19 protein-coding genes are annotated in these 24686 nt (G+C 60.8%); 12 read left to right on the forward strand and 7 right to left on the reverse strand.

Translation table 11 applies throughout. The features are described from left to right. Window positions 1–99: 99 nt before the first annotated feature. From aceK to LQ215_RS15440, 7 genes are all read left to right on the forward strand, one after another. The gene (gene aceK, locus LQ215_RS15410; protein ID WP_230151099.1) at window positions 100–1821 is read left to right on the forward strand and encodes a bifunctional isocitrate dehydrogenase kinase/phosphatase; all 1722 of its coding nucleotides are present in this window, start codon (window positions 100–102) and stop codon (window positions 1819–1821) included. A gap of 306 nt (window positions 1822–2127) precedes the next feature. Then, window positions 2128–6039 (forward strand): ATP-dependent RNA helicase HrpA, encoded by a 3912-nt coding sequence (gene hrpA, locus LQ215_RS15415; protein ID WP_230151101.1) that lies wholly within the window; start codon window positions 2128–2130, stop codon window positions 6037–6039. A 337-nt stretch (window positions 6040–6376) separates the two neighbouring features. After that, a complete protein-coding gene (locus LQ215_RS15420) occupies window positions 6377–7498 on the forward strand; it encodes a beta-ketoacyl-ACP synthase III (protein ID WP_230151103.1) in 1122 nt (373 codons plus the stop codon). 184 nt (window positions 7499–7682) lie between these two features. Next, window positions 7683–8294: an RNA polymerase sigma factor gene (locus LQ215_RS15425; protein ID WP_230151104.1), complete on the forward strand. Its 612-nt coding sequence runs from the start codon at window positions 7683–7685 to the stop codon at window positions 8292–8294. After that, window positions 8288–8524 (forward strand): anti-sigma factor family protein, encoded by a 237-nt coding sequence (locus LQ215_RS15430; protein WP_230151106.1) that lies wholly within the window; start codon window positions 8288–8290, stop codon window positions 8522–8524. Before LQ215_RS15425 ends, LQ215_RS15430 begins: the two co-directional genes overlap by 7 nt. A gap of 290 nt (window positions 8525–8814) precedes the next feature. Further along, a complete protein-coding gene (locus LQ215_RS15435; protein WP_230151107.1) occupies window positions 8815–10125 on the forward strand; it encodes an OprO/OprP family phosphate-selective porin in 1311 nt (436 codons plus the stop codon). 142 nt (window positions 10126–10267) lie between these two features. Continuing rightward, window positions 10268–11392 (forward strand): GNAT family N-acetyltransferase, encoded by a 1125-nt coding sequence (locus tag LQ215_RS15440; protein ID WP_230151109.1) that lies wholly within the window; start codon window positions 10268–10270, stop codon window positions 11390–11392. A gap of 16 nt (window positions 11393–11408) precedes the next feature. On the opposite strand, the gene aqpZ is transcribed toward LQ215_RS15440, so the two are convergent. From aqpZ to LQ215_RS15465, 5 genes are all read right to left on the reverse strand, one after another. Further along, window positions 11409–12098: an aquaporin Z gene (gene aqpZ / locus LQ215_RS15445; protein WP_230151110.1), complete on the reverse strand. Its 690-nt coding sequence runs from the start codon at window positions 12096–12098 to the stop codon at window positions 11409–11411. A gap of 398 nt (window positions 12099–12496) precedes the next feature. Next, window positions 12497–14329, reverse strand: coding sequence for an ABC transporter ATP-binding protein (locus tag LQ215_RS15450; RefSeq protein ID WP_230151113.1), 1833 nt, complete (start codon window positions 14327–14329; stop codon window positions 12497–12499). Between the two features lie 85 nt (window positions 14330–14414). Further along, complete coding sequence (locus LQ215_RS15455; protein ID WP_230151115.1) at window positions 14415–14978, reverse strand: peptidylprolyl isomerase; 564 nt, start codon at window positions 14976–14978, stop codon at window positions 14415–14417. Between the two features lie 4 nt (window positions 14979–14982). Beyond that, window positions 14983–15786 carry an alpha/beta fold hydrolase gene (locus tag LQ215_RS15460; RefSeq protein ID WP_230151117.1) on the reverse strand — a complete coding sequence of 268 codons (804 nt, stop codon included), beginning with the start codon at window positions 15784–15786 and terminating at the stop codon, window positions 14983–14985. Between the two features lie 14 nt (window positions 15787–15800). Continuing rightward, on the reverse strand, window positions 15801–16724 hold the full coding sequence (locus LQ215_RS15465; RefSeq protein WP_014337088.1) for a LysR family transcriptional regulator: 924 nt from the start codon (window positions 16722–16724) through the stop codon (window positions 15801–15803). Between the two features lie 50 nt (window positions 16725–16774). Between LQ215_RS15465 and LQ215_RS15470 the strand changes: the two genes are divergently transcribed. From LQ215_RS15470 to LQ215_RS15485, 4 genes are all read left to right on the forward strand, one after another. Then, entirely contained in the window at window positions 16775–17089 is a 315-nt protein-coding gene (locus LQ215_RS15470; RefSeq protein ID WP_230151119.1) for a 3-phosphoglycerate kinase, read from the forward strand. Between the two features lie 150 nt (window positions 17090–17239). Next, window positions 17240–17839, forward strand: a complete 600-nt coding sequence (locus LQ215_RS15475) for an FMN-dependent NADH-azoreductase (RefSeq protein WP_230151122.1) — start codon at window positions 17240–17242, stop codon at window positions 17837–17839. 296 nt (window positions 17840–18135) lie between these two features. Continuing rightward, the gene (locus LQ215_RS15480) at window positions 18136–20004 is read left to right on the forward strand and encodes an ATP-binding protein (RefSeq protein WP_230151124.1); all 1869 of its coding nucleotides are present in this window, start codon (window positions 18136–18138) and stop codon (window positions 20002–20004) included. An 82-nt stretch (window positions 20005–20086) separates the two neighbouring features. Beyond that, window positions 20087–20953, forward strand: a complete 867-nt coding sequence (locus LQ215_RS15485) for a carboxylate/amino acid/amine transporter (RefSeq protein WP_230151125.1) — start codon at window positions 20087–20089, stop codon at window positions 20951–20953. A gap of 139 nt (window positions 20954–21092) precedes the next feature. On the opposite strand, the gene LQ215_RS15490 is transcribed toward LQ215_RS15485, so the two are convergent. Further along, complete coding sequence (locus LQ215_RS15490; RefSeq protein ID WP_230151126.1) at window positions 21093–22391, reverse strand: mechanosensitive ion channel family protein; 1299 nt, start codon at window positions 22389–22391, stop codon at window positions 21093–21095. A 193-nt stretch (window positions 22392–22584) separates the two neighbouring features. Between LQ215_RS15490 and LQ215_RS15495 the strand changes: the two genes are divergently transcribed. Beyond that, window positions 22585–23931 (forward strand): DEAD/DEAH box helicase, encoded by a 1347-nt coding sequence (locus tag LQ215_RS15495; RefSeq protein ID WP_230151127.1) that lies wholly within the window; start codon window positions 22585–22587, stop codon window positions 23929–23931. Between the two features lie 202 nt (window positions 23932–24133). On the opposite strand, the gene LQ215_RS15500 is transcribed toward LQ215_RS15495, so the two are convergent. Then, window positions 24134–24409, reverse strand: a complete 276-nt coding sequence (locus LQ215_RS15500; RefSeq protein WP_230151128.1) for a hypothetical protein — start codon at window positions 24407–24409, stop codon at window positions 24134–24136. Between the last annotated feature and the right edge of the window lie 277 nt (window positions 24410–24686).

Here is a 24686-nt window from a genome sequence, read left to right on the forward strand (position 1 = left end):
GTCGCCGCCCTGCATAGCGATGGCAATGGTTGCGTTGCCGCGTGATTGGCCTCTAAGCTCAGTCGCCCATAACAAGCATGACCCGCCGAGGTTTACCCTATGCCGCAGCCATGGCCCGCTATCGAAATCGCCCGTTCGATCCTCGACGGCTTCGACGATTATCGTGAGCATTTCCGGCAGATCACCGACGGTGCCCGCGCCCGGTTCGAGCAGGCGCTGTGGCTGGAGGCGCAAGCGGCTTCGGCGGCGCGCATCAATTTGTATGAAGAAAAAGTCTTCGAAACGGTCGCCAAGCTGCACAAGGCCTTCAATGACGAAACGCTGATGGACGTGAGCTGCTGGCCGCTGGTCAAGAGCGCCTACATCAGCCTGATCGACCTGCGCTTCGACGATGAGCTGTCGGAAACCTGGTACAACTCGATCTTCTGTGGGTTGTTCAGCCACGACCTGATCAGCGACGGCACCATGTTCATCCACACCACCCGGCCCAGCCTGCGCCGGGCCCGCGCCGCCCAGACCCGCACCTACAAACCCCAGGGGCAGTTGGACCGGATGCTGGCGAGCGTGTTCGCCGATTACCGTTTCAGCGAAGACTACGCCGACTTGTCGGGTGACCTGCGGCGCCTCGAAGCGCAGTTGCGCGAGAACCTGCCGGACTGGGTCTGCAAGGACCCTGAGCTGACCGTGGAGTTGTTTTCCTCGGTGCTCTACCGCAACAAAGGCGCCTACCTGGTGGGCCGGATCTACACCCGCGACGACCAATGGCCGCTGGTGATCCCGCTGTTGCACCGCGAGGGCCGGGGGATCCAGATCGATGCGCTGATCACCGACGAGGCGCAGGTGTCGATCATCTTCTCGTTCACCCGCTCCTACTTCATGGTGGACGTGCCGGTGCCGGCGGAATTCATCGGCTTTCTCAAGCGTATCCTGCCGGGCAAGCACATCGCCGAGTTGTACACCTCCATCGGTTTCTACAAGCACGGCAAGTCCGAGTTCTACCGAGCGTTGATCAACCACCTGGCGAACACCGACGACCAGTTCATCATGGCCCCGGGTGTGCGCGGCATGGTCATGAGCGTGTTCACCCTGCCGGGCTTCAACACGGTGTTCAAGATCATCAAGGACCGCTTCTCGCCATCGAAAAACGTCGACCGGGCCACGGTGATCGAGAAGTACCGCCTGGTGAAAAGTGTCGACCGGGTCGGGCGCATGGCCGATACCCAGGAGTTCGCCGATTTCCGCTTTCCCCTGAGCAAGTTCGAACCGGCCTGCCTGGAGGAACTGCTGGACGTGGCGCCGTCCACGGTGTCGGTGGAAGGCGATACGGTGCTGATTCGCCACTGCTGGACCGAACGGCGCATGACGCCGCTGAACCTGTACCTGGAAAACGCCAACCAGGACCAGGTGCGCGAGGCGCTGGAAGACTATGGCCTGGCCATCAAGCAACTGGCGGCGGCCAATATCTTCCCCGGCGACATGCTGCTCAAGAACTTCGGCGTGACCCGTCACGGCCGCGTGGTGTTCTACGACTACGATGAAATCTGCTTCCTGACCGAAGCCAACTTCCGCCACATCCCCCAGCCCCGCACACCGGAAGACGAAATGGCCTCCGAGCCCTGGTATTCCATCGGCCCGCTGGACGTCTTCCCCGAAGAATTCCCGCCGTTCCTGTTCGCCGACGCCGGGCAGCGCAAGCTGTTCGACCAGTTGCACGGGGAGCTGTACAACGCCGACTACTGGAAAGGCCTGCAAGAGGCGATTCGGGCGGGGAAGGTGATCGACGTGTTCCCGTATCGGCGCAAGGACCTGGACAACGAATAACCGCCAGGCGAGCGAAACCCTTTGGCTTTTGTGGCGAGGGAGCTTGCTCCCGCTGGGGTGCGAAGCAGCCCCCAGCTGTATTTGGCACCGCGATGTGGCGGACAGAACGCAGGGGCCTGCTGCGCAGTCCAGCGGGAGCAAGCTCCCTCGCCACAAAAGCTTCCTTCCCCACAACAGCATCCTTGAGGCTGATCCCCTGTGGGAGCAAGCTCGCTCCCACAAGGGGCTGCTTTGCGTGTTCGGCGCAATAGCCGCAAATCTGCGACAATCGCCCCCTTGCTCAAACCGACGACCCTTGCGTACCTGATGACTGACCAAGCCCCCGCTATCGACAAGCTGCTGAAAAACCTCGATCACGCCATGCTCGCCGACCGTCACCGGTTGCGGCGCCAGTTGCTCGAGTTGCGCAAGAAACCCGACGAGGCCAAGCTGGCCCAATGGGTGACGCGCATGCAGGCGTCGTGCGATCAGGTGCTGGCGCGCAAGGCGAGCCTGCCGGTGATTCGCTACGACGACAACTTGCCGATTGCCGCCAAACGCGACGAAATCAAGGACGCACTGCTCAAGCACCAGGTGCTGATCATTGCCGGCGAGACCGGCTCGGGCAAAACCACGCAGTTGCCGAAGATCTGCCTGGAAATCGGTCGCGGCCAGCATGGCTTGATCGGCCATACCCAACCGCGCCGGATCGCCGCCCGCAGCGTCGCAAGCCGTGTCGCCGAAGAACTGGCCACGCCCTTGGGCGCGCTGGTGGGTTATCAGGTGCGGTTCGAGGACCAGAGCGACGCCAACACCCTGATCAAGCTGATGACCGACGGCATCCTGCTGGCCGAGACCCAGAACGACCGCTACCTCGAGCGCTACGACACGATCATCGTCGACGAAGCCCACGAACGCAGCCTGAACATCGACTTCCTGCTCGGCTACCTCAAGACCCTGCTGCCGCGCCGCCCGGACCTGAAAGTCATCATCACCTCGGCGACCATCGACCTGGAGCGCTTTTCCAAGCATTTCGATGACGCGCCGATTGTGGAAGTCTCCGGCCGCACCTTCCCGGTGGAAACCTGGTATCGCCCGCTGACCCTGGAGCAGGACGAGGAGGGCAACCGGGTCGAAGACGACTTGACCGTCGACCAGGCGATCCTCGCCACCCTCGACGAAATCGCCGCCTACGAGCGCAGCGAGCGGCGCAGCCCCGGGGATGTGCTGGTGTTCCTGCCGGGCGAGCGGGAGATTCGCGACGCCGCGGAGATGCTGCGCAAGGCCCAGCTCAAGCACACCGAGATTCTGCCGCTGTATGCGCGCCTGTCGCCGGCTGAGCAACAGCGGATCTTCCAGTCCCATCCGGGCCGTCGCGTGGTGCTGGCGACCAACGTCGCCGAAACCTCGCTGACCGTGCCGGGCATTCGCTACGTGATCGACAGCGGCACCGCGCGCATCAGCCGCTACAGCTATCGGGCCAAGGTCCAGCGCCTGCCCATCGAAGCCATTTCCCAGGCCAGCGCCAACCAGCGCAAGGGCCGCTGCGGGCGGGTCGAGCCGGGCATCTGCGTGCGGTTGTACAGCGAAGAAGATTTTCTTGGACGGCCGGAATTCACCGACCCGGAGATCCTGCGCACCAACCTCGCGGCGGTGATCCTGCAGATGCTGCACCTGCGTCTTGGCGAGATCACCGATTTCCCGTTCATCGAGCCGCCGGATGGCAAGGCGATCAGTGACGGTTTCAACCTGCTGCAAGAGTTGTCGGCGGTGGATCGCAACAGCCAGTTGACCCCGCTCGGTCGCCAGTTGGCGCGCCTGCCGGTGGACCCGCGCATGGGCCGCATGCTGTTGGAAGCGGCGAAGCTGGGCAGTTTGCAGGAAGTGTTGATCGTCGCCAGCGCCATGTCGATCCAGGACCCGCGCGAGCGTCCGCCGGAGCGTCAACAGGCGGCGGACCAGGCCCACTCTCAGTGGAAGGACGCGGATTCGGACTTCGCCGGGCTGGTCAACCTGTGGCGCGGTTTTGAAGAGCAGCGCCAGGCCCTGACCGCCAGCCCACTGCGCAACTGGTGCCGCAAGAACTTCCTCAATTACCTGCGCCTGCGCGAGTGGCGTGATTCCCATCGCCAGTTGAGCCTGATCTGCCGCGACATGCAGCTGAGCCTCAACAAAGACCCGGCCGACTACCCGAAATTGCACAAGGCGGTGCTTTCGGGCCTGTTGAGCCAGATCGGTCAGAAAACCGAAGACGGCGACTACCTGGGCGCTCGCCAGCGGCGGTTCTGGGTCCACCCCTCGTCGGGCCTGGGCAAGAAGCGTCCGCAGTGGCTGATGACCGCCGAACTGGTGGAAACCACCAAGTTGTACGCGCGCATGGTGGCCAAGATCGAGCCGGACTGGATCGAACCGCTGGCCGGGCACCTGATCAAGAAAAACCACTTCGAACCCCATTGGGAGAAGAAGCGCGGGCAAGTGGTGGCCTATGAGCAAATCACCCTGTTCGGGCTCATCGTCGTCGGTCGCCGGCCAGTGCATTACGGGCCGGTGGACCCGGTGGTGTCGCGGGAACTGTTCATCCGCGAGGCGCTGGTGCGCGGCGAGATCCAGTCCAGGGCCAAGTGCCTGGACGCCAATACCAAACTGCTGGAACAACTCGACGAGCTGGAAGCCAAGGCCCGTCGCCGCGACATCCTGGCGGACGAGGAAACCCTGTTTGCCTTCTACGATGCGCGCTTGCCGGCGGAGATCCACCAGACCGCGACGTTCGACAGCTGGTACCGGATCAACAGCCAGAAAGACCCGCAACTGCTGATCATGCGCGAAGAAGACGTGCTGGCCCGCGAAGCCAGTGAAGTCACCGCCGCGCACTACCCGGACACCTTGCGCGTCGGTGACCTGACCTTGCCGCTGAGCTATCACTTCGAGCCCAACCATCCCCGCGATGGCGTGACCCTGCGAGTGCCGGCGCCACTGCTGCCGATGCTGCCGCCAGAACGCCTGGAGTGGCTGGTACCAGGGGTGATCGAAGCCAAGTGCATCGCCCTGGTGCGCAACTTGCCGAAGGCCTTGCGCAAGAACTTCGTGCCGGTGCCGGATTTCGTCAAGGCGGCATTGCAACGCATTACCTTCGCCGAGGGCTCGTTGCCGCAGTCCCTGGGCCGTGAGCTGCTGCGCATGACCGGGGCGCGGGTCAGCGACGAAGCCTGGGCCGAAGCGGCCCAGCAGGTGGAAAGCCACCTGCGCATGAACCTGGAAATCGTCGACGGCCAAGGCAAGTTCCTCGGCGAGGGCCGCGACCTGGCCGAGTTGACGGCGCGTTTTGCCGAAGCCAGCCAGGCCGCCCTGGCCGTGCCGCAAACGGCGAAAAGCCAGGCACCGGTGGAGGCGAAGGTCTTCGCGCCGGTGGCCGAGAAAACCCAACAGAAGATCGCCGGGCTGTCGATGACGGTCTACCCGGCGTTGGTGGAAGAGGGCGGCGTGGTCAAGGAAGGCCGTTTCCCGACGCCGGCCGAAGCCGAGTTCCAGCATCGCCGTGCCTTGCAGCGCTTGCTGATGCAGCAATTGGCCGAGTCGGCCAAGTTCCTGCGCGGCAAGCTGCCGGGGCTGACGGAACTGGGCCTGCTGTACCGCGACCTGGGCCGCATCGATAGCCTGGTGGAGGACATCCTGCTGGCCAGCCTCGACAGCTGTGTGCTCGAAGGCGAGGCGAGCCTGCCCCGTGACGGCGCCGCGCTGGCCTCCCTGGCCGAGCGCAAGCGCGGCGCCTGGACCGAGCACGCCGAACGCCTGGCGAAGCTGACCCTGGACATCCTCAAGCTCTGGCACGGCCTGCAAAAACGCTTCAAGGGCAAGATCGACCTGGCCCAGGCCGTGGCGCTGAACGACATCAAGCAGCAACTCAGCCACTTGGTGTACCCGGGCTTCGTCCGCGAAACCCCGCATCAATGGCTCAAGGAACTGCCGCGCTACCTCAAGGCCATCGAGCAACGTTTCGAGAAGCTCGGTAGCCAGGTGCAGAAAGACCGGGTCTGGAGCGGCGAGCTGTCGAACCTCTGGGCCCAGTACCAGGCCCGCGCCAGCAAACACGCCCAGGAAGGCAAGCGCGATCCGCAACTGGAGCTGTACCGCTGGTGGCTGGAGGAATACCGGGTCTCGCTGTTCGCCCAGCAACTGGGAACCAAGGTGCCGATCTCGGACAAGCGCCTGGGCAAGCAGTGGGGGGTGGTGGAGGGTTGATGGCACAGACCAGATGAACACCACACCCCCTGTGGGAGCGAGCCTGCTCGCGATAGCGTTATGGCAGTCGACATAGATGCTGACCGATCTACCGCTTTCGCGAGCAGGCTCGCTCCCACAGGGTTCTAGTCATATGTAAGGGAGCATGGGCCAAACCCCAGCGTTTATGGCAAACTTCGCGGCTATAAATGCCGGTCCCGTGGTTTCGAGCTTCAATGCCCCGGGCGGATCGGAATAAAGCGATGCCAGGGCTGCTTCCCCCGGATGGGAAAAGTCCCTTTGTGTATTGGTACGTCGGTGCCAATGCTTTCTGCCTGAACAGATCAGAGACACGACCATGCATAACGTCGTCATCAGCGGCACCGGCCTGTACACCCCGGCCAACAGCATCTCCAACGAAGAGCTGGTGCAATCTTTCAATACCTATGTCGCGCAATTCAACGCCGACAACGCCGACGCCATCGCGCGCGGCGAAGTCGAGGCCTTGACCGAATCCAACGCCGCGTTCATCGAAAAGGCCTCCGGCATCAAGAGCCGCTTTGTCATGGACAAGGAGGGCATTCTCGATCCACAACGCATGACCCCACGCCTGCCCGAGCGTTCCAACGACGAGTGGTCGGTGTTGTGCGAAATGGCCATTGGTGCCGCCAAGCAGGCCCTGGAACGCGCCGGCCGCACCGTCGCCGATATCGACGGGGTGATCGTCGCCTGTTCCAACCTGCAGCGTCCGTACCCGGCCATCGCCATCGAAGTCCAGGAAGCCCTGGGCATCGAAGGTTTCGGTTTCGACATGAACGTGGCTTGTTCCTCGGCCACTTTCGGTATCCAGGCCGCGGCCAACAGCGTGCAACTGGGCCAGGCCCGGGCGATCCTGATGGTCAACCCGGAAGTGTGCACCGGTCACCTGAACTTCCGCGACCGCGACAGCCACTTCATCTTCGGCGACGCGGCCACCGCCGTGATCATCGAGCGCGCGGACCTGGCGACCTCGCCGTACCAGTTCGACGTGGTCAGCACCAAGTTGCTGACCAAGTTTTCCAACAACATTCGCAACAACTTCGGCTTCCTCAACCGCGCCGCGCAAGAGGGCGTCGGCAGCCGTGACAAGCTATTCGTCCAGGAAGGCCGCAAGGTGTTCCGCGACGTCTGCCCGATGGTGGCCGAGCTGATCGGTGCTCACCTGGAAGAAAATCAGCTGAACGTAGGCGAGGTGAAGCGCTTCTGGCTGCACCAGGCCAACCTGAGCATGAACCACCTGATCGTGCGCAAACTGCTGGGACGCGAAGCCACCGAAGAAGAAGCTCCGGTGATCCTCGACCGCTACGCCAACACCAGTTCGGCCGGTTCGGTGATTGCATTCCACAAATACCAGGATGACCTGCCCAGCGGCTCGGTTGCCGTGCTCAGTTCGTTCGGCGCCGGTTATTCGATTGGCAGCGTGATTTTGCGCAAGCGTTGATCTGGCCTGGTCCAGATTTTTTTTGGACAAGGGTGCTTTTGTGGCGAGGGAGCTTGCTCCCGCTCGGTTGCGCAGCAACCGCAAGATCTTGGGGCCGCTGCGCCCGAAGCGTCGGACCGGCCCAGCGGGAGCAAGCTCCCTCGCCACAAAAAGCATCGCGGTCTTCCTGATCTTGGGGCGTTGAATGACGGTCACCGATGACAGCCTCCTGCTCCAACGTCTCCTGGCCGGTGAGCAGCAGGCCTACAGGGAACTGGTCAGCGCCTACCAGAGCCCGATGCGCGCCGTGGCCTATGCCATCGTCGGCAGCCGCCATGTCGATGAAGTGGTGCAGGACGCATGGCTGTCGGTGGTGCGCAATCTCAGTGGTTTCCAGGGGCGTTCCAGCCTCAAGACCTGGCTGCTGACCATCACCGCCAACGCCGCCAAGGGGCGCTACAAACAGAACCGTCGGGAGGTGTTGCTCGACGATCTGCCGTCACCCCATGGCACCCTCGGCGATGAACGTTTCGCCGCCGATGGTCATTGGCTGCTGGCGCCGTTCGCCTGGCACCAGGACACGCCTGAGGCGCTGCTCACAATGGACGAATTACGCGATTGCCTGGAGCACACGTTGCTCAGCCTGTCGCAACTGCAAGGCAGCGTGCTGAACCTGCGGGAACGCCAGGGGCTGGAGCTGGAAGAAATCTGTAATCTTCTGGATATTTCGCTCTCCAATGTGCGAGTGCTGTTGCATCGCGCCCGGCTGAAAGTCTTCGCGACCGTTGAACATTTCGAGGAAACCGGCGAATGCTGACCTGTAAGGAACAAGTGGCGCGCTCCAGCGATTATCTCGACGGCCAGTTAAGTTTTCGTGAACGCCTGATGGTGCGTCATCACCTGATGTTCTGCCCCAACTGCCGGCGTTTTATCCGCCAGATGCGCCTGATGCAGGCGACCCTCAGGAAACTGCCGCAACCGCCGGTCCCTGACCTGGATCACCTCGCCGAAAAACTCGCCGCCGAACGCCACAAAAATATCCGCTGAACCTCAAAACACCACCCACCCCTGTGGGAGCGAGCTTGCTCGCGATAGCGGTGTATCAGTCGACATCAATGCAGACTGAACCACCGCTATCGCGAGCAAGCCCGCTCCCACAGGTTCTCCATGTCTGTATTTGTTATTCCTATTCGAAGTAAAAAGTTCCGCTGTCATAAAATCTTTATGTGATAGCAACTCGCCTGACACAACCCATCGCCAAGATCCCCTCCCAACACCAGCGGGCCCAGTTCCGCGTGTTTTCTAACGGCACAGACTACCAACAGGGGAATTCTTCGATGATCCGCAAGCACTTCGCAGGTGTTGCCGCCAGCGCACTGGCAATGGCAGTAACCGCCCAGGCTTTCGCCGGCACCGTCACCACCGACGGCGCCGATATCGTGGTCAAAACCAAGGGCGGCCTTGAGGTCGCTACCACTGACAAAGAGTTCAGCTTCAAGCTCGGTGGTCGTTTGCAGGCTGACTACAGCCAGTTCGACGGTATCTACACCGATAACGGTAATTCGGCCGATGCCGCTTACTTCCGTCGCGCCTTCCTGGAATTGTCCGGCGTGCTGTACACGGATTGGGCCTACACCATCAACTACGACTTCTCTCACAACGCCGGCAGCTCGGACGACGGTTACTTCGACGAAGCGTCCATGGCCTACAACGGCTTCAAGCCGGTTTCGATCAAGTTCGGTCGTTTCGACCCGGATTTCGGCCTGGAAAAAGCCACCAGCTCCAAGTGGGTTACCGCTCCGGAGCGTAACGCCGCCTACGAGTTGATCGATTGGGCCAACAGCCACCAGAACGGTCTGGGTCTGCAAGCTTCCAGCACCTTCGCCGATTCGTTCTATGCCTCCGCAGGCGTATTCGCCAAGGACAACAACGACACCGACGGCGACAGCGTCAAACAAGTCAACGGTCGCTTCGTATTCGCGCCGATGCACGATTCCGGCAACGTGCTGCACTTCGGTTTGAACGTGGCCTCGCGTGATGTTTCCGACACCGCGTTCGACGCACGTTACCGCTCCCGCCTGGGCATGCGTGGCGTTGAAACCCTGGGCGGCAACGACGCCGGCCCTAACGGCAACCGTCCGGTCCTGGGCGGCGCCAACAACTCGCCGGCCGGCTCGTACGACACTGACACCGCCTTCGGCTTGGAAGCCGCTTTCGCCATGGGTCCTGCGTCGATCCAGGGTGAATACATCTCCCGCAAGACCAAGGCTGACAGCGACGCCTTTGAAGATATCAAAGGCCACGGCTTCTACGTTCAGGGTGCCTACACCCTCACCGGTGAGTCCCGCGGTTATAAGGTCGGCAAGTTTGATGCGATCAAGCCTCAGAACAAATCCATCGGTGCTTGGGAAGTGTTCTACCGCTTCGACAGCATGACCGTTGAAGACGACAACATCACCACGGCCTCGGCGACTCGTGAAGTGGGCGATGCCGAAGCCAAGGTGCACAACCTGGGCGTGAACTGGTACGCCAACGAAGCGGTGAAAATCACCGGTGCCTACATCAAGGCCAAGACCGACAAAGTCACCAACGCCAATGGCGACGACGATGGCGACGGTTTCGTAGTCCGTGCCCAATACGTGTTCTAAATCACGCTGACCTGATACAGAGCTCTTTCTTCATCCGTTAAAGCTCCTTTTTCAACCCCGCCTCTGGCGGGGTTTTTTTATGTGCGCACGGTCAGGATCGGCGATACTCGCCCCATCCATCGTTTGGATATCGAGGAACCGCATGCCGCTTCACGTCTTGGACAGCCTGTCCGCCATCGCGCCGCACGAGTGGGACGCGCTGGTGCCCGCCAATCAACCGTTCCTGCGCCACGCCTTCCTGAGCACCCTGGAAGACAGCGCCAGCCTGGGACCGAGTTCCGGTTGGCAAGCCGAGCATTTGCTGCACATTGAAGACGGTCAACTGCTGGCGGCCTTGCCCAGTTACCGCAAGTGGCATTCCTACGGTGAATACGTGTTCGACCACGGCTGGGCCGACGCTTGCGCCCGCGCCGGCATCGACTATTACCCCAAGCTGTTGACGGCGGTGCCGTTCAGCCCGGTCAGTGGCCCTCGGCTGTTGGCGGCGCGAGTGGAGGACGGCCTGGAGCTGCTGGGCAGCGTACCCGGATACCTGGAAATCGAAGGGCTCTCCAGTGCCCACATCAACTTCACCGATGCCTTCACCGACGCGGCGCTTGCCGGGCAAGAAGGCTGGCTGCAGCGGATCGGCTGCCAGTATCACTGGCAAAATCGCGGTTATCGCGACTTCCAGGATTTTCTCGACGCGCTCAGTTCCCGCAAGCGCAAGCAGATGCGCAAGGAGCGCGAACAAGTGGCGGGGCAGGGCATCGCGTTCGAATGGCTCGAAGGTCATCAGTTGGACGAGGCGCAGTGGGATTTTGTCTACGCCTGTTACGCCAACACCTACGCCGTGCGGCGGCAGGCGCCGTACCTGACCCGAGCGTTTTTCAGCCTGCTGGCCGAACGCATGCCCGAAGCCATTCGCGTGGTGCTGGCCAAGCAAGGTTCGCGGCCGGTGGCGATGGCGTTCAGCCTGGTGGGCGGCGACAGTTTCTACGGACGTTATTGGGGCTGCCTGGCGGAGTTCGACCGCCTGCACTTCGAGACCTGTTTCTACCAAGGCATGGACTACGCGATTGCCCATGGCTTGCAGCGCTTTGACGCCGGCGCCCAGGGTGAGCACAAATTGATTCGCGGGTTCGAGCCGGTGATTACCCGCTCATGGCATTACCTGCGCCACCCCGGTTTGAAAGCGGCGGTCGAAGATTTTCTCGCCCGGGAACAGGAGGGTGTGCTGGCGTATGCCGAAGAGGCGAAGACAGCACTGCCTTATCGGCAGTGCTGATCTTCGCGGGTGTGACTCAGCGGTTTTCCTGGCCCAGCCAGCGGTACGAAACACCGCCGATGACGGCGCCCAGCAGCGGCGCCACCCAGAACAGCCACAGTTGCTCGATGGCCCAGCCACCGACAATCAGCGCCGGACCGGTACTGCGGGCCGGGTTGACGGACGTGTTGGTGACCGGAATCGAGATCAGGTGAATGAGCGTCAGGGCCAGGCCGATGGCAATCGGTGCCAGCCCGGCGGGCGCACGTTTATCGGTGGCGCCGAGGATGATCAGGATGAACATCGCCGTCATGACCAGCTCGGTGACAAAACCGGTCGCCATCGAATACCCACCAGGCGAATGCTCGCCATAACCGTTCGCTGCCAGGCCGGACGCGGCCAGGTCAAAGCCTTCCTTGCCGCTGGCGATGAAGTAGATCAATGCGGCGGCCAACACGCCCCCTATGACTTGGGCAATGATGTAGGCAGGCAACTCCCTGGCCGGAAACCGTCCGCCCACGTACAAGCCCAACGAAACGGCGGGATTCAAATGGCAACCCGAGATATGCCCAATGGCGAACGCCATCGTCAACACCGTCAGGCCGAACGCCAGGGCAACCCCCAGCACGCCAATCCCCGAGGCGGCCAATACCGCGCTGCCGCAGCCGCCCAAAACCAGCCAGAACGTACCCAACAACTCAGTCGTTGAACGTTTGAGTAGAGACATAAGTATCCTTGATGAAACAGTCGTGATAATCGGTTATGCATCCAGCAGTATTACGACAGGTTCATCTCCAGAACCTGGGCTGAGTACAGCAGAGTGCGGCGACAAATCCAGCGACAAAAAAACCGCCAGCGTCTTGGACGGTGGCGGTTTTGGCCGTGGACGGTGTGGAGTATGTGGTTGCGGTGTGGGCTAAGTGGATCCTGGAAAGATTTTTTCAGTATTGCTGATTCAAACCGGATCCCTGTGGCGAGGGAGCGTGCTCCCGCTGGGCTGCGCAGCAGCCCAATAAGACTGAGCGTCCAATCTATTGATTGCATTGACGCTCAGATTTTAGGGGCGCTTCGCACCCCAGCGGGAGCAAGCTCCCTCGCCACAGGGTCGGCGGTGTCTGATAGAGATCAATCGATCCCCACGAACCCACCCGTCTGATGCTGCCACAGCCGCGCATACAACCCGCCATGGGCCAGCAGTTCGGCATGGCTGCCGGTTTCGGCGATGCGGCCATTTTCCAGCACCACCAACCGGTCCATCCGGGCGATGGTGGAGAGGCGGTGGGCGATGGCGATCACGGTCTTGCCTTGCATCAAGGTCTCGAGGCTTTCCTGGATCGCCGCCTCGACTTCCGAGTCCAGCGCTGACGTCGCTTCGTCCATGATCAGGATCGGCGCGTCCTTGAGCAGCACCCGCGCGATAGCGATGCGCTGGCGCTGGCCGCCGGACAGTTTCACCCCGCGCTCGCCCACATGGGCATCGAAACCGGTGCGGCCTTCGGCGTCCGACAGCAGAGGGATGAACTCATCGGCCCGGGCCTTGCGCACGGCTTCCCAGAGTTGCGCATCGGTGGCGTCGGGCTTGCCGTAGAGCAAGTTGTCGCGAATCGAGCGATGCAGCAGCGAGGTGTCCTGGGTGATCATGCCGATGCGCTCGCGCAGGCTTTCCTGGCCGACTTGGGCAATGTCCTGGCCGTCGATGAGGATACGCCCGCCCTGCACGTCATAGAGGCGCAGCAGCAGGTTGACCAAGGTGGATTTACCGGCGCCGGACGGGCCGATCAGGCCGATTTTCTCGCCGGGCTTGATGGTCAGGTTGAGGTCGCCGATCACTCCGCTTTTCTTGCCGTAGTGGAAATCCACATGCTCGAAGCGCACCTCGCCCCGGGCCACCGCCAAGGGCTTGGCCTGGTCGCGGTCGGTGACGCTGACCGGTTGGGAGATGGTCTGCAAACCATCCTGGACCATGCCGATATTTTCGAAGATGCCGGTGACGACCCACATGATCCAGCCGGACATGTTGACGATGCGGATCACCAGCCCGGTCGCCAATGCGATGGCGCCGACGCTGATCAGCGACTGGGTCCACAGCCACAGCGCCAGCGCGGTGGTGCCGACGATCAGCAGCCCGTTCATGCTGGTGATGACCAGGTCCATGCTGGTCACCACGCGGCCAGCCAACTGGGCTTTTTCGGTCTGCTCCTGGATGGCTTCGCGGGCGTATTGCTGTTCGAAATTGGTATGGGCGAACAGCTTCAGGGTGGTGATGTTCGTGTAGCCGTCGACGATCCGCCCCATGAGTTTGGAGCGGGCATCGGATGACACCACCGAGCGCTCCTTGACCCGTGGCACGAAATAGCAGAGTGCGCCGATGTAGGCGGCAATCCACATCAGCAGCGGGATCATCAGGCGCCAATCGGCTTCGGCGAACAGCACCAGCGAGCTGACGGCATAGATCAGCACATGCCACAGGGCATCCACCGCCTGGACCGCCGAGTCGCGCAAGGAATTGCCGGTTTGCATGATGCGCTGGGCGATGCGCCCGGCGAAGTCGTTCTGGAAGAAATTCAGGCTCTGCTTGAGCACGTAGCTGTGGTTCTGCCAGCGAATCAAGCTGGTCATGCTGGGACTCAGGGTCTGGTGCACCAGCAGGTCATGCAGGGCCACGAAGATCGGCCGGAAAACCAGCGCCACCACGGCCATCCAGGCCAATTCCAGGCCATGGACCTTGAAGAAGTCCACGTTGGGTGTGCCCTGGGTCAGGTCGATGATGCGGCTCAGGTAGCTGAACAGCGCCACTTCGATCAGCGCGCCGATCAGGCCGACCACCAGCAGCACGGCGAAGCTGGGCCAGACCTGTTTCAGGTAATAGGTGTAGAAGGGCAGGACGCGGTTCGGCGGGGCCGAGCTCGGGGCGTCGCGGAAGATATCGATCAGTGTTTCGAAGCGGCGAAAAACCATTGGGTAAATGCCCTGGCAGGGGCTCTCCTTTTTGCTGTGAGCGGCGCGGGATCACCGACGTCGCTCAGGCTTGCCATGTGCCCTTTCAGTCGATGCGCTTGGCCGACTTGATGATCACAGGGTCGATCGGCACGTTTTGCATGCCTTGTTTGGTGGCGGTCTGGGAGTTGACGATGACGTCCACTACGTCCATGCCCTTGACCACTTTGGCGAACACCGCGTAACCGGCGTCACGGCCCGGGTCGAGGAAGGCGTTGTCGGCCACGTTGATGAAGAACTGGCTGGTGGCCGAGTCCGGGTTGGAGGTACGCGCCATCGACAAGGTGCCGCGAACGTTGTGCAGGCCATTGCTGGCTTCGTTCTTGATCGGCGCCTTGGTGTCTTTCTGCACCATCTGCTGGGTAAAGCCGCCGCCCTGGGCCATGAAGCCTGGGATCACACGGTGAAAAATCGTGTTGTTGTAGAAGCCGCTGTCCACGTACTCAAGGAAGTTCTTGGTACTGATAGGGGCCTTGACCGGGTCCAGTTCGATTTCGATCTGGCCGTTGGTGGTGTCCAGCAATACATGAGGTGCCTTGGCGGGTGTCGCGGCCATCAGGTTGGCGGCAAACAGTACGGTACCGGCGGCAAGGGCGATTTTTTTCAGCATGGGGTCAATGATCCTGAGTGGTGGAATCGGTTGCGGTCAAAAAGTCGAGCAGGGTTTGGTTGAAGCGTTCGGGTTGATCCAGCGGGGTCGCGTGCCGTGAGTCGGCGATGACCACCAGCCGTGCGTCGGGCAGCAGTTTGACATAGGCTTGTTTCAGCGCCACGGGGGTGTAGTCGTGGTCGGCGCAGATGACGAGGGTTGGACAGGCAACCTGCGAAAGTCGTTCCTGAACGCCCCAGCCTACGATCGCATCGAAGCTGGCGAGATAAGCACGTTTATCGTTCTTTGCCCAGCGCCGGGCCATTTCCAGGCGTAACTCGGTTTGTTCGGGCCTGGGGAATAACTTGGCGCCGAGGGCTTTGCCGATGGTCTCCAGGCTGAGCAGGCGCATCAGGCTCCAGCGCTTGAACCATTGCCAGCAATCGTCAGGCGTGCGGACCTTGACCTCCGGGGCACTGTTGACGATGCACAAGCTCCTGACCCGGTGGGGCTCATCCACCGCTAGCTGAAAAGCGATCATGCCTCCCATGGACCAACCTACCAGATGCACCGGGCCCAGGCCCAGATGCTCGATCAAGGCGATCAGGTCGGCGCTGAAACCTTCGATGCTGTAGCGCTCCCGCGGCTTGTCGGAGCGACCGTGGCCGCGCACATCCACCACGATCAGGTGGTAATGGGCGCAGAGCACCGGGATCTGCTTTTCCCAGTCCCGGGTGCTGGAGCCCAGCCCGTGGACCAGCAGCAAGGGCGCACCGCGGCCATATTCCTCGTAGTGCAGGTTGCAACCTTCGTGTTCGAAATAGGCCATCGGCGAAGTCCTTGTCAGGCTTGTTCAGGGGCGGCGAACGGCGCATCCAGTGGCGCGGTGTCGAAGGTGCGCAGCAACTCGACCAGGATTTGCGTGGCTGGGCCCAGGGGTTTTTCCTTGTTCGAGTACAGATAGAAGCTCGGGTTGCGGCTGCCGCCCTGATCCAAGGGTAGCTGTTTAAGCGTGCCTTCCTTGAGTTCCCGCTCAATCATGTGCCGGGGCAGCCAGGCGAAGCCCAGGCCGCTGCCCACGAAAGTCGCGGCGGTGGCCAGGCTGCCGACGGTCCAGCGCTGCTCGGCACCGAGCCAACCCACGTCGCGAGGTTGCTGGCGTCCGGAGTCGCGGATCACCACTTGCAACTGGCTTTCCAGATCCTGGAAGGTCAGCTCGCGGTTTAGGCGATGCAGGGCGTGTTCGGGATGGGCCACCGCGACGAATTCAACGTCGCTCAATTCCGCCCCCAGATAGCCAGGAATGCTGAAGCTGCTGATGGCCAGGTCGGCCACGCCTTCGAGCAGCACTTCTTCGACACCCGACAACACTTCTTCGCGCAGCCGCACCCGACAGCCACGGCTTTGTGGCATGAACGCCGTCAAGGCGCGAACGAGACGGGCGTTGGGGTAGGCCGCGTCGACCACCAGGCGCACTTCCGCTTCCCAGCCTTGCTCCATGTGATGGGCCAGGTCTTCCAGTTGGCTGGCTTGTTTCACCAATTGCCGGGAACGGCGCAACAGTACGCCGCCGGCTTCGGTCAGCACGGCCTTGCGCCCATCGATGCGCAGCAACGGTACGCCGAGCTGATCCTGCATGCGGGCCACGGTGTAGCTCACCGACGACTGGGAGCGATGCAGCACTTCAGCGGCCTGGGCGAAACCGCCGTGGTCGACCACGGCCTGCAAGGTGCGCCATTGATCTAGGGTTACGCGGGGCGCTTTCATATCGAGCTCCTCTTGTCCTAAGCTGGCAGTCCCTTGGTGGAGACTGCCGAATGAAGAAAATCTGTTGTGTGGTGCTGGCCTTGCTGCCACTGACTGCGTTTGCCTACCCGATCGATGTGGAAAAGCACCTCAACGGCCTGAGCATCGACTACAACGCCTATGCCACCGATGCCGATATCGGTTCCATCCAGGTTAACAACTACGGCAGCACCGATGCGGCCTGCACCGTGGTCTTCAGCAATGGCCCCGAAGCACCTCGCACCCGCAAGATCGAGGTCGCCGCCGGCAAGTTCAAGAACGCCACGGCCAAGTTCAACCGCAACATCATCAAGCTGCGCATCAAGCTGACCTGTCAGCCGAAATAGCCCGGCAGCGGGGCAGGCAATACTGCTTGCTCCGCTTATAAACGAATTTATCGATGCTTTACAGCAGTTATTTGCGCTTTTTCATCGATATGCTCGCATTTAACCTTCACTCCATCGACTGACAACATTCTCAGATGGAGCCTACAAGCCATGTCCCGCGTTCTGATCATCGAAAGCAGCGCCCGCCAGCAAGACTCGGTGTCCCGTCAACTGACCCAGACCTTCATCAGCCAATGGAAAGCGGCGCACCCGGCCGACGAAATCAGCGTTCGCGACCTGGCCATCAACCCGGTGCCGCACCTGGATGCCAATTTGCTGGGTGGCTGGATGAAGCCGACCGAACAGCGCAACGACGTTGAAAACGCCTCGCTGGAACGCTCCAACCAACTGACCGATGAACTGCTGGCCGCCGACGTGCTGGTGATGGCTGCGCCGATGTACAACTTTGCCATCCCCAGCACCCTGAAAGCCTGGCTCGACCATGTGCTGCGTGCCGGCGTGACGTTCAAATACACCCCCACCGGCCCCCAAGGCCTGCTGGCCGACAAGCGCGCCTTCGTGCTGACCGCCCGTGGCGGCATTCATGCCGGCGGCAGCACTGACCATCAGGAACCCTACCTGCGTCAGGTCATGGGCTTCATCGGGATCCACGACGTGACCTTCATCCATGCCGAGGGCATGAACCTGGGCGGCGACTTCCAGGAGAAGGGCCTGAATCAGGCCAACGCCAAGCTGTCCCAGGTCGCCTGATCCGTTAATCCTCGGGTAATCGCCAGGTGGTCTAGTGGCCTGGCGCTTCCCTTCAAACGTTTTGCGCATCGAACCTCCCTTTGCACTTATTGCTCCTGAGTGCATCAGCCCGATTGAACGCTTTAGCGAGATCGGGCTTTTTTTTGGGAAATGTAAACAATGACCCTTTAAGATGGGCGCCCTTCAAGTCTTGAGGGCTGGAAGATATGCAGGCCCAGGCTTCACCCGGATTTGGCAAGTCTCTCGATGCCTGCTGTGGTAATTTAGGCACGCAATTACAGTAGGGAGACTGTGATATGTTCAAAGTCAAACGCCAGACATGGGCTTTATTCCTGGTCTATCTCATAGGCGCTGGTGGTTATATCTACTACCTCTATGTCGAGACGCAAAGCGTCCTCACTGACAATATCAATAATAAATTGCTGCATGCCGCGCTGGGCGCTTCGGCCATTCTCGGCGACCGTTACCATGACAATCTGGTCGATAAACAATCCAAATCGCAAGCGCAGGACTGGGATAGCATCCAGCGGCTTTCCGGCTTCAACGAGTCGATGGGCACAGCGTTTGTCTATAGCGTGATCAAGCGAGATGCAAAGGCCTACCTGATCAGCTCCAGTGCATCGAAGAAAGAAATTCAAGAGAAGAATTTCGTGCGTTTTTTCGACCCTTATCCCGATGCCAGCCAGGCGTTACTCGATAGTTTTGAGCGCACCGAGCCAACCTGGATCGACTACTCGGATCATTGGGGTGATTTTCGCGCGGTCTTTGTCCCGTTAAAATCACAAGACGGTACGGTGTATGTTGTCGGGGCGGAAGTTACCTTGGCGGACTACTACCAACAACTTAATCATGACGCCCTGTACCATATCATCCTGGCCATCCTGGTATTTCTAGCTTTCCTCCTTTTACGCATGCGCGCTCATCTCCGGCAATTGCGAGTCAATGAACGGGTATTGAATCAGGCAAAAAATGCCGCCGAAGACGCTGATCGTTCAAAAACCAGCTTTCTGGCAACCATGAGTCATGAAATTCGCACCCCCATGTACGGTGTCATCGGCGCGACCGAGTTACTGGCCCGGTCCGCCCTGGATCACGAGCAACGCCGTCTTCTTACAACGATTCATTCCAGTGGACGGAGCCTGCTGTCTCTTATCGATAACATTCTCGACCTTGCCAAGATCGAGGCGGGCAAACTTGAATTGAAACCTCGCGTTTTCGAAGTGAGAGCACTGGTTTCATCCTGTATGGAGTTAACCCGGCAGAATATCCAGGACAAACCCGTCGTGCTGGAGGCGCAGTTTTCCCCGGACGTACCGCCTTTGGTCAAAACCGATATGGATTGCCTTCGCCAGATACTGATCAACTTGCTGGGCAATGCAGTCAAATTTACCGAAGCCGGAAAAATATCGCTCCTGGTCACCACCAGCGGCTACGGCGCTCAAGCCTGGCTCGACTTCTCCATACGCGATACCGGCATCGGTATCCCCACGGAACGGCAACACAATCTGTTCAAGCCCTTTGCCCAGTTTAAAGGGGCGGCTGACCAGCGCTTCACTGGGAGTGGGCTGGGCCTTTCTATCTGTAAGAACCTGCTCGAGGCACAGCAGGGGACTTTATCGTTCACCAGCGAGCCTGGGGTCGGTTCGACATTCTCCTTCTCTCTCCCGCTGGCGCTTTTTTCAGTCTCGGAAATCCCCTTCAGGGACGATCATGCGACGGTTGGCTTCGACTCGTCTTTTGCCGAGGATTATCCGCTCGATATCCTTCTGGTGGAGAACCATCCGGTGAGCCAGAAAGTGGCCATGGCGATGCTGCAAGAGTTGGGTTATGCCCCCGGCCTTGCGTCAGATGGCCTGGAAGCGGTCAATCGTTGCATGGCTTCGATGCCCGAGATCATTCTGATGGATATCAACATGCCCGTGATGGATGGTCTGGAAGCTGTGCGTAGAATCCGCGAAATGCCCCAGGGTGATACTTGCTACATCGTCGCGTTCACCGCGAGTGTTTTTTCCAGCGAAATAGAGCGTTTCAGGGCCGCCGGTGCCGACGACATCTTGACCAAGCCGGCAAACTTCCAGGCGCTGACCCGCGTGCTCCAGCGTGGCGCCAGCCATCGGCACCAGCGTCAGGCCACTCCTTGGGTCGTGGATGAAGTTTCAAGTTAGTGGTGAATCTGTGGAGGCGAGCAAGCTCGCTCCCACCGTTCAAAACCGCTATCTTCGCCGCCATTCGAAATGAGGGGGCGGTATGGGCTATCTACTGTTTGTGACATTGATCCAGGCGTTTTCCTTCAGCCTGATCGGCGAATACCTGGCTGGGCACGTGGACAGTTATTTCGCGGTACTGGTGCGAGTGCTGCTGGCCGGGCTGGTGTTCATTCCGCTGACGCGTTGGCGCCAGGTGGAGCCGGCGTTCATGCGCGGCATGCTGTTGATCGGTGCCTTGCAGTTTGGCGTGACCTACGTCTGCCTGTACCTGAGCTTTCGGGTGTTGACGGTGCCCGAGGTGCTGCTTTTCACCATCCTGACGCCCCTGCACGTGACCTTGATCGAAGACGCGCTGAACCGTCGCTTCAATCCCTGGGCGCTGATCGCGGCGCTGGTGGCCGTGGCGGGCGCGGCGGTGATTCGCTACGACCGGATCAACCCGGATTTCTTCATGGGTTTCTTGCTGCTGCAACTGGCCAACTTCACCTATGCGGCCGGGCAGGTGCTGTACAAACACCTGGTGGCTCGTCATCCGAGCGACCTGCCGCATTACCGGCGTTTCGGTTATTTCTATCTCGGTGCGCTGATGGTGGCGTTGCCGGCTTTCCTGCTGTTCGGCAAGGCCAACTTCTGGCCTGAAGCGCCGCTGCAATGGGGCGTGCTGGTGTTCCTCGGCCTGGTCTCCACCGCGTTGGGGCTGTACTGGTGGAACAAGGGCGCGTGCCTGGTCAACGGCGGGACGCTGGCGGTGATGAACAACCTGCATGTGCCGGTGGGGCTAGTGGTGAACCTGCTGATCTGGAACCAGCACGAGGCCCTGGGGCGGTTGCTGCTGGGTGGGTCGGTGATATTGGCGGCGGTGTGGATCAGTCGGTTGGGGGTACGCCAACCTCAGCCTTCGCCCTGAGTCCTTCACCTTGAATTCTGAACTCTGAGCACTGTGGGAGCGAGCTTGCTCGCGATGGCGGTGTGTCAGAAACATGGATGCTGACTGATACACCGCTATCGCGAGCAAGCTCGCTCCCACAGGGGAATGGGGGTTGGCTTTAGACCACCTGCTTCTGCGGCTCCGGCAACTGGCTCGCCCCCAGCACCGCCGGCAGCAATCCCGAACGCAGGTCCGTGCCGCTCGGCTGCTGGTACAGGTTCAGCCCGAACTCCGGCATCACCGCCAGCAGGTAATCGAAAATATCCCCCTGGATACGTTCGTAGTCGGCCCACGCGGTGGTGCGGGTGAAGCAGTAGATTTCCAGCGGGATGCCCTGGGCGGTGGTCTGCATCTGGCGGACCATGCAGGTCATGTTCGGCTGAATCTCCGGATGGCTCTTCAGATAGGCCAGCGCATAGGCGCGGAAAGTGCCCAGGTTGGTCATCCGCCGACGGTTGGCCGACATCGCCGCGACGTTGCCCTGGGCCTCGTTCCAGGCCTTGAGTTCGGCCTGCTTGCGGCCGATGTAGTCGGTCAGCAGGCGCACCTGGGTCAGGCGCTGTTCTTCCTCGTCGTGCAGGAAACGTACGCCGCTGGCGTCGATGAACAGGCTGCGCTTGATCCGTCGCCCGCCAGACTGCTGCATGCCGCGCCAGTTCTTGAACGATTCGGACATCAGTCGCCATGTGGGGATCGAGACGATGGTCTTGTCGAAGTTCTGCACCTTGACTGTGTGCAGCGTGATGTCCACCACATCACCGTCGGCGCCGACCTGGGGCATCTCGATCCAGTCGCCGACCCGCAGCATGTCGTTGCTGGTCAGTTGCACGCTGGCGACGAACGACAGCAAGGTGTCCTTGTAGACCAACAGGATCACCGCCGACATCGCACCCAGGCCTGACAGAAGCAACAGTGGCGAGCGGTCGATCAGCGTGGCAACGATGATGATCGCGCCAAACACATACAGCACCATTTTCGTCAGTTGCACGTAGCCTTTGATCGAGCGGGTACGTGCATGCTCAGTGCGGGCATAGACATCCAGTAAGGCGCTGAGCAGGGCACTGAGGGCCAGCACCATGAACAAAATGGTGAAAGCCAGGGCGACATTGCCCAGGAAAATCATGCTGGTCTTGCTCAGTTCCGGCACCAGGTGCAGGCCGAACTGGATGATCAGCGACGGCGTCATCTGTGCCAGGCGATGGAAGACCTTGTTCTGGCGCAGGTCGTTGACCCAGTTCAAGGCCGGTTGGCGCCCCAGCAACTTGGCTGCGTGCAGGATCAGGTAGCGCGCCACACGGCCAAGCACCAGGGCGATGACCAGCAGCAACATCAGGGCGAGGCTGGAATGCAAGATCGGGTGCTGGTCAAGGGCACCCCAGAGGTCTTGGAGGTTGACCCAGAATTGTTTGATGTCCATGGACGAAACGGTTCTTCTGTAAAGACGCGACGGTGTGATTAGAGCATTTAAGCCCGGTCAAGTGACCGTTGATGCAATAACGGCTGATAAAAATCCACTGATTTACCGCCGTTTGTATAAAGAAACTCGGCCTGCGCGCTCGAAACCGTTACCCTATGCAGCTGTTTTTTTGCATTTCTTCGAGGTAGCACCCGTGTTTTCCCAATTCGCCCTGCACGAACGCCTGCTCAAAGCCGTGGCCGAGCTTAAATTTGTCGAGCCAACGCCGGTGCAGGCAGCGGCTATTCCGCTCGCGCTCCAGGGGCGTGACCTGCGGGTGACGGCGCAAACCGGCAGCGGCAAGACCGCCGCGTTCGTGCTGCCGATCCTCAACCGCCTGATCGGCCCGGCCAAGGTCCGCGTCAGCATCAAGACCCTGATCCTGCTGCCGACCCGCGAACTGGCCCAGCAGACCTTGAAGGAAGTGGAGCGCTTCTCGCAGTTCACCTTCATCAAGTCCGGCCTGATCACCGGCGGCGAAGACTTCAAGGTCCAGGCCGCGATGCTGCGCAAGGTGCCGGACATCCTGATCGGCACCCCAGGGCGGATGATCGAGCAGTTGAACGCCGGTAACCTCGACCTCAAGGAAGTCGAAGTGCTGGTGCTGGACGAAGCCGACCGCATGCTGGACATGGGCTTTGCCGAAGACGTGCAGCGCCTGGTGGACGAATGCACCAACCGCCAGCAGACCATGCTGTTCTCCGCCACCACTGGCGGCTCGGGCCTGCGCGAGATGATCGCCAAGGTGCTGAACAACCCCGAGCACTTGCAGCTCAACGCGGTCAGCCAGCTGAACTCCACCACCCGCCAGCAGATCATCACCGCCGACCACAACCAGCACAAAGAGCAGATCGTCAACTGGTTGCTGGCCAACGAGACCTACGAAAAAGCCATCGTCTTCACCAACACCCGGGCCATGGCCGACCGCATCTACGGCCGCCTGGTGGCCCAGGAATACAAGGCGTTCGTGCTGCACGGCGAGAAAGACCAGAAGGACCGCAAGCTGGCCATCGACCGCCTCAAGCAGGGCGGCGTGAAAATCCTCGTGGCCACCGACGTCGCCGCCCGTGGCCTGGACGTGGAAGGCCTGGACATGGTCATCAACTTCGACATGCCGCGCAGCGGTGACGAGTACGTGCATCGCATCGGTCGTACCGGCCGCGCCGGCAACGACGGCCTGGCGATCTCGCTGATCTGCCACGGCGACTGGAACCTGATGTCGAGCATCGAGCGCTACCTCAAGCAGAGCTTCGAGCGCCGCACCATCAAGGAAGTCAAAGGCACCTACGGCGGGCCGAAGAAGGTCAAGGCCTCGGGCAAGGCCGTTGGCGTGAAGAAGAAAAAGGTCGACGCCAAGGGCGACAAGAAGAAGGCCGGCGCCAAGGCCCCGACCAAACGCAAGACCGCCAACCGCCCGAAGAGCGACGCCCCGTCGCTGGTCAGCAAGGACGGCATGGCCCCGCTCAAGCGCCGCAAGCCAGAGGCGCCGGCGGCTGAGTGAGTCAGCGTTAGCGTTGTATGAAAAAACCGGACCTTGGGTCCGGTTTTTTTATGGAGAACTAAATCTGACGCAACACTCTGTGGCGAGGGAGCTTGCTCCCGCTTGAGCGCGAAGCGCTCACAAAAAGGGGGGGCCTGCTGCGCAGTCCAGCGGGAGCAAGCTCCCTCGCCACAAAAGCAAAGTTGTGCTCGGCTTTGGCTGATCACCCAGCCTTCTTCTCCGCGCTCTTCAATTCTTCCAGGCGCTTATCGATCAACTGGCACTTATCCGGCACATCCTTGCTGGCAGTCTCCATGTCCATTTTCTGCAACTCGTCGTTCATTTCCTTGGCCTTGGCCGGGTTCTGCTCGGTGAGCTTGGTCACCTCCGTTGCCAATTGTTCGCGCTTGGCGGTCGCTTCCTCTGGCGTGCAAGTGGCCCAGGCGGGCAGGGCGCAGGTGAGGGTGGCGGCGAGGGTGAGTTTCAAGAGGGTTTTCATGGCAGGGCCTCATATTCCTTTGGGCAGGTAATGGGTTGAGGCCGGTGCAGGGTGGAAAGTTCATTAGCGGGCCTGTGGTCTGCCAATCCCCCCGACCCTCTAATTTCAGATGAATGGTTCCCGCAAGAGCCTTAAAGCCCAATCCATTTAGTTGACGTCAAAATGATGGCTCATTAATATCGCGCCACTATTTTGATGTCACTTTCCGCTCGAGGGATCGAACATGTCCTCACCCGCCTTTTGGGCGAGGTTGTGCGTGGCTTTGCTGTGCCTTTCT

This window comes from Pseudomonas brassicacearum (assembly GCF_918698105.1).
Taxonomy (GTDB): domain Bacteria; phylum Pseudomonadota; class Gammaproteobacteria; order Pseudomonadales; family Pseudomonadaceae; genus Aquipseudomonas; species Aquipseudomonas brassicacearum_F.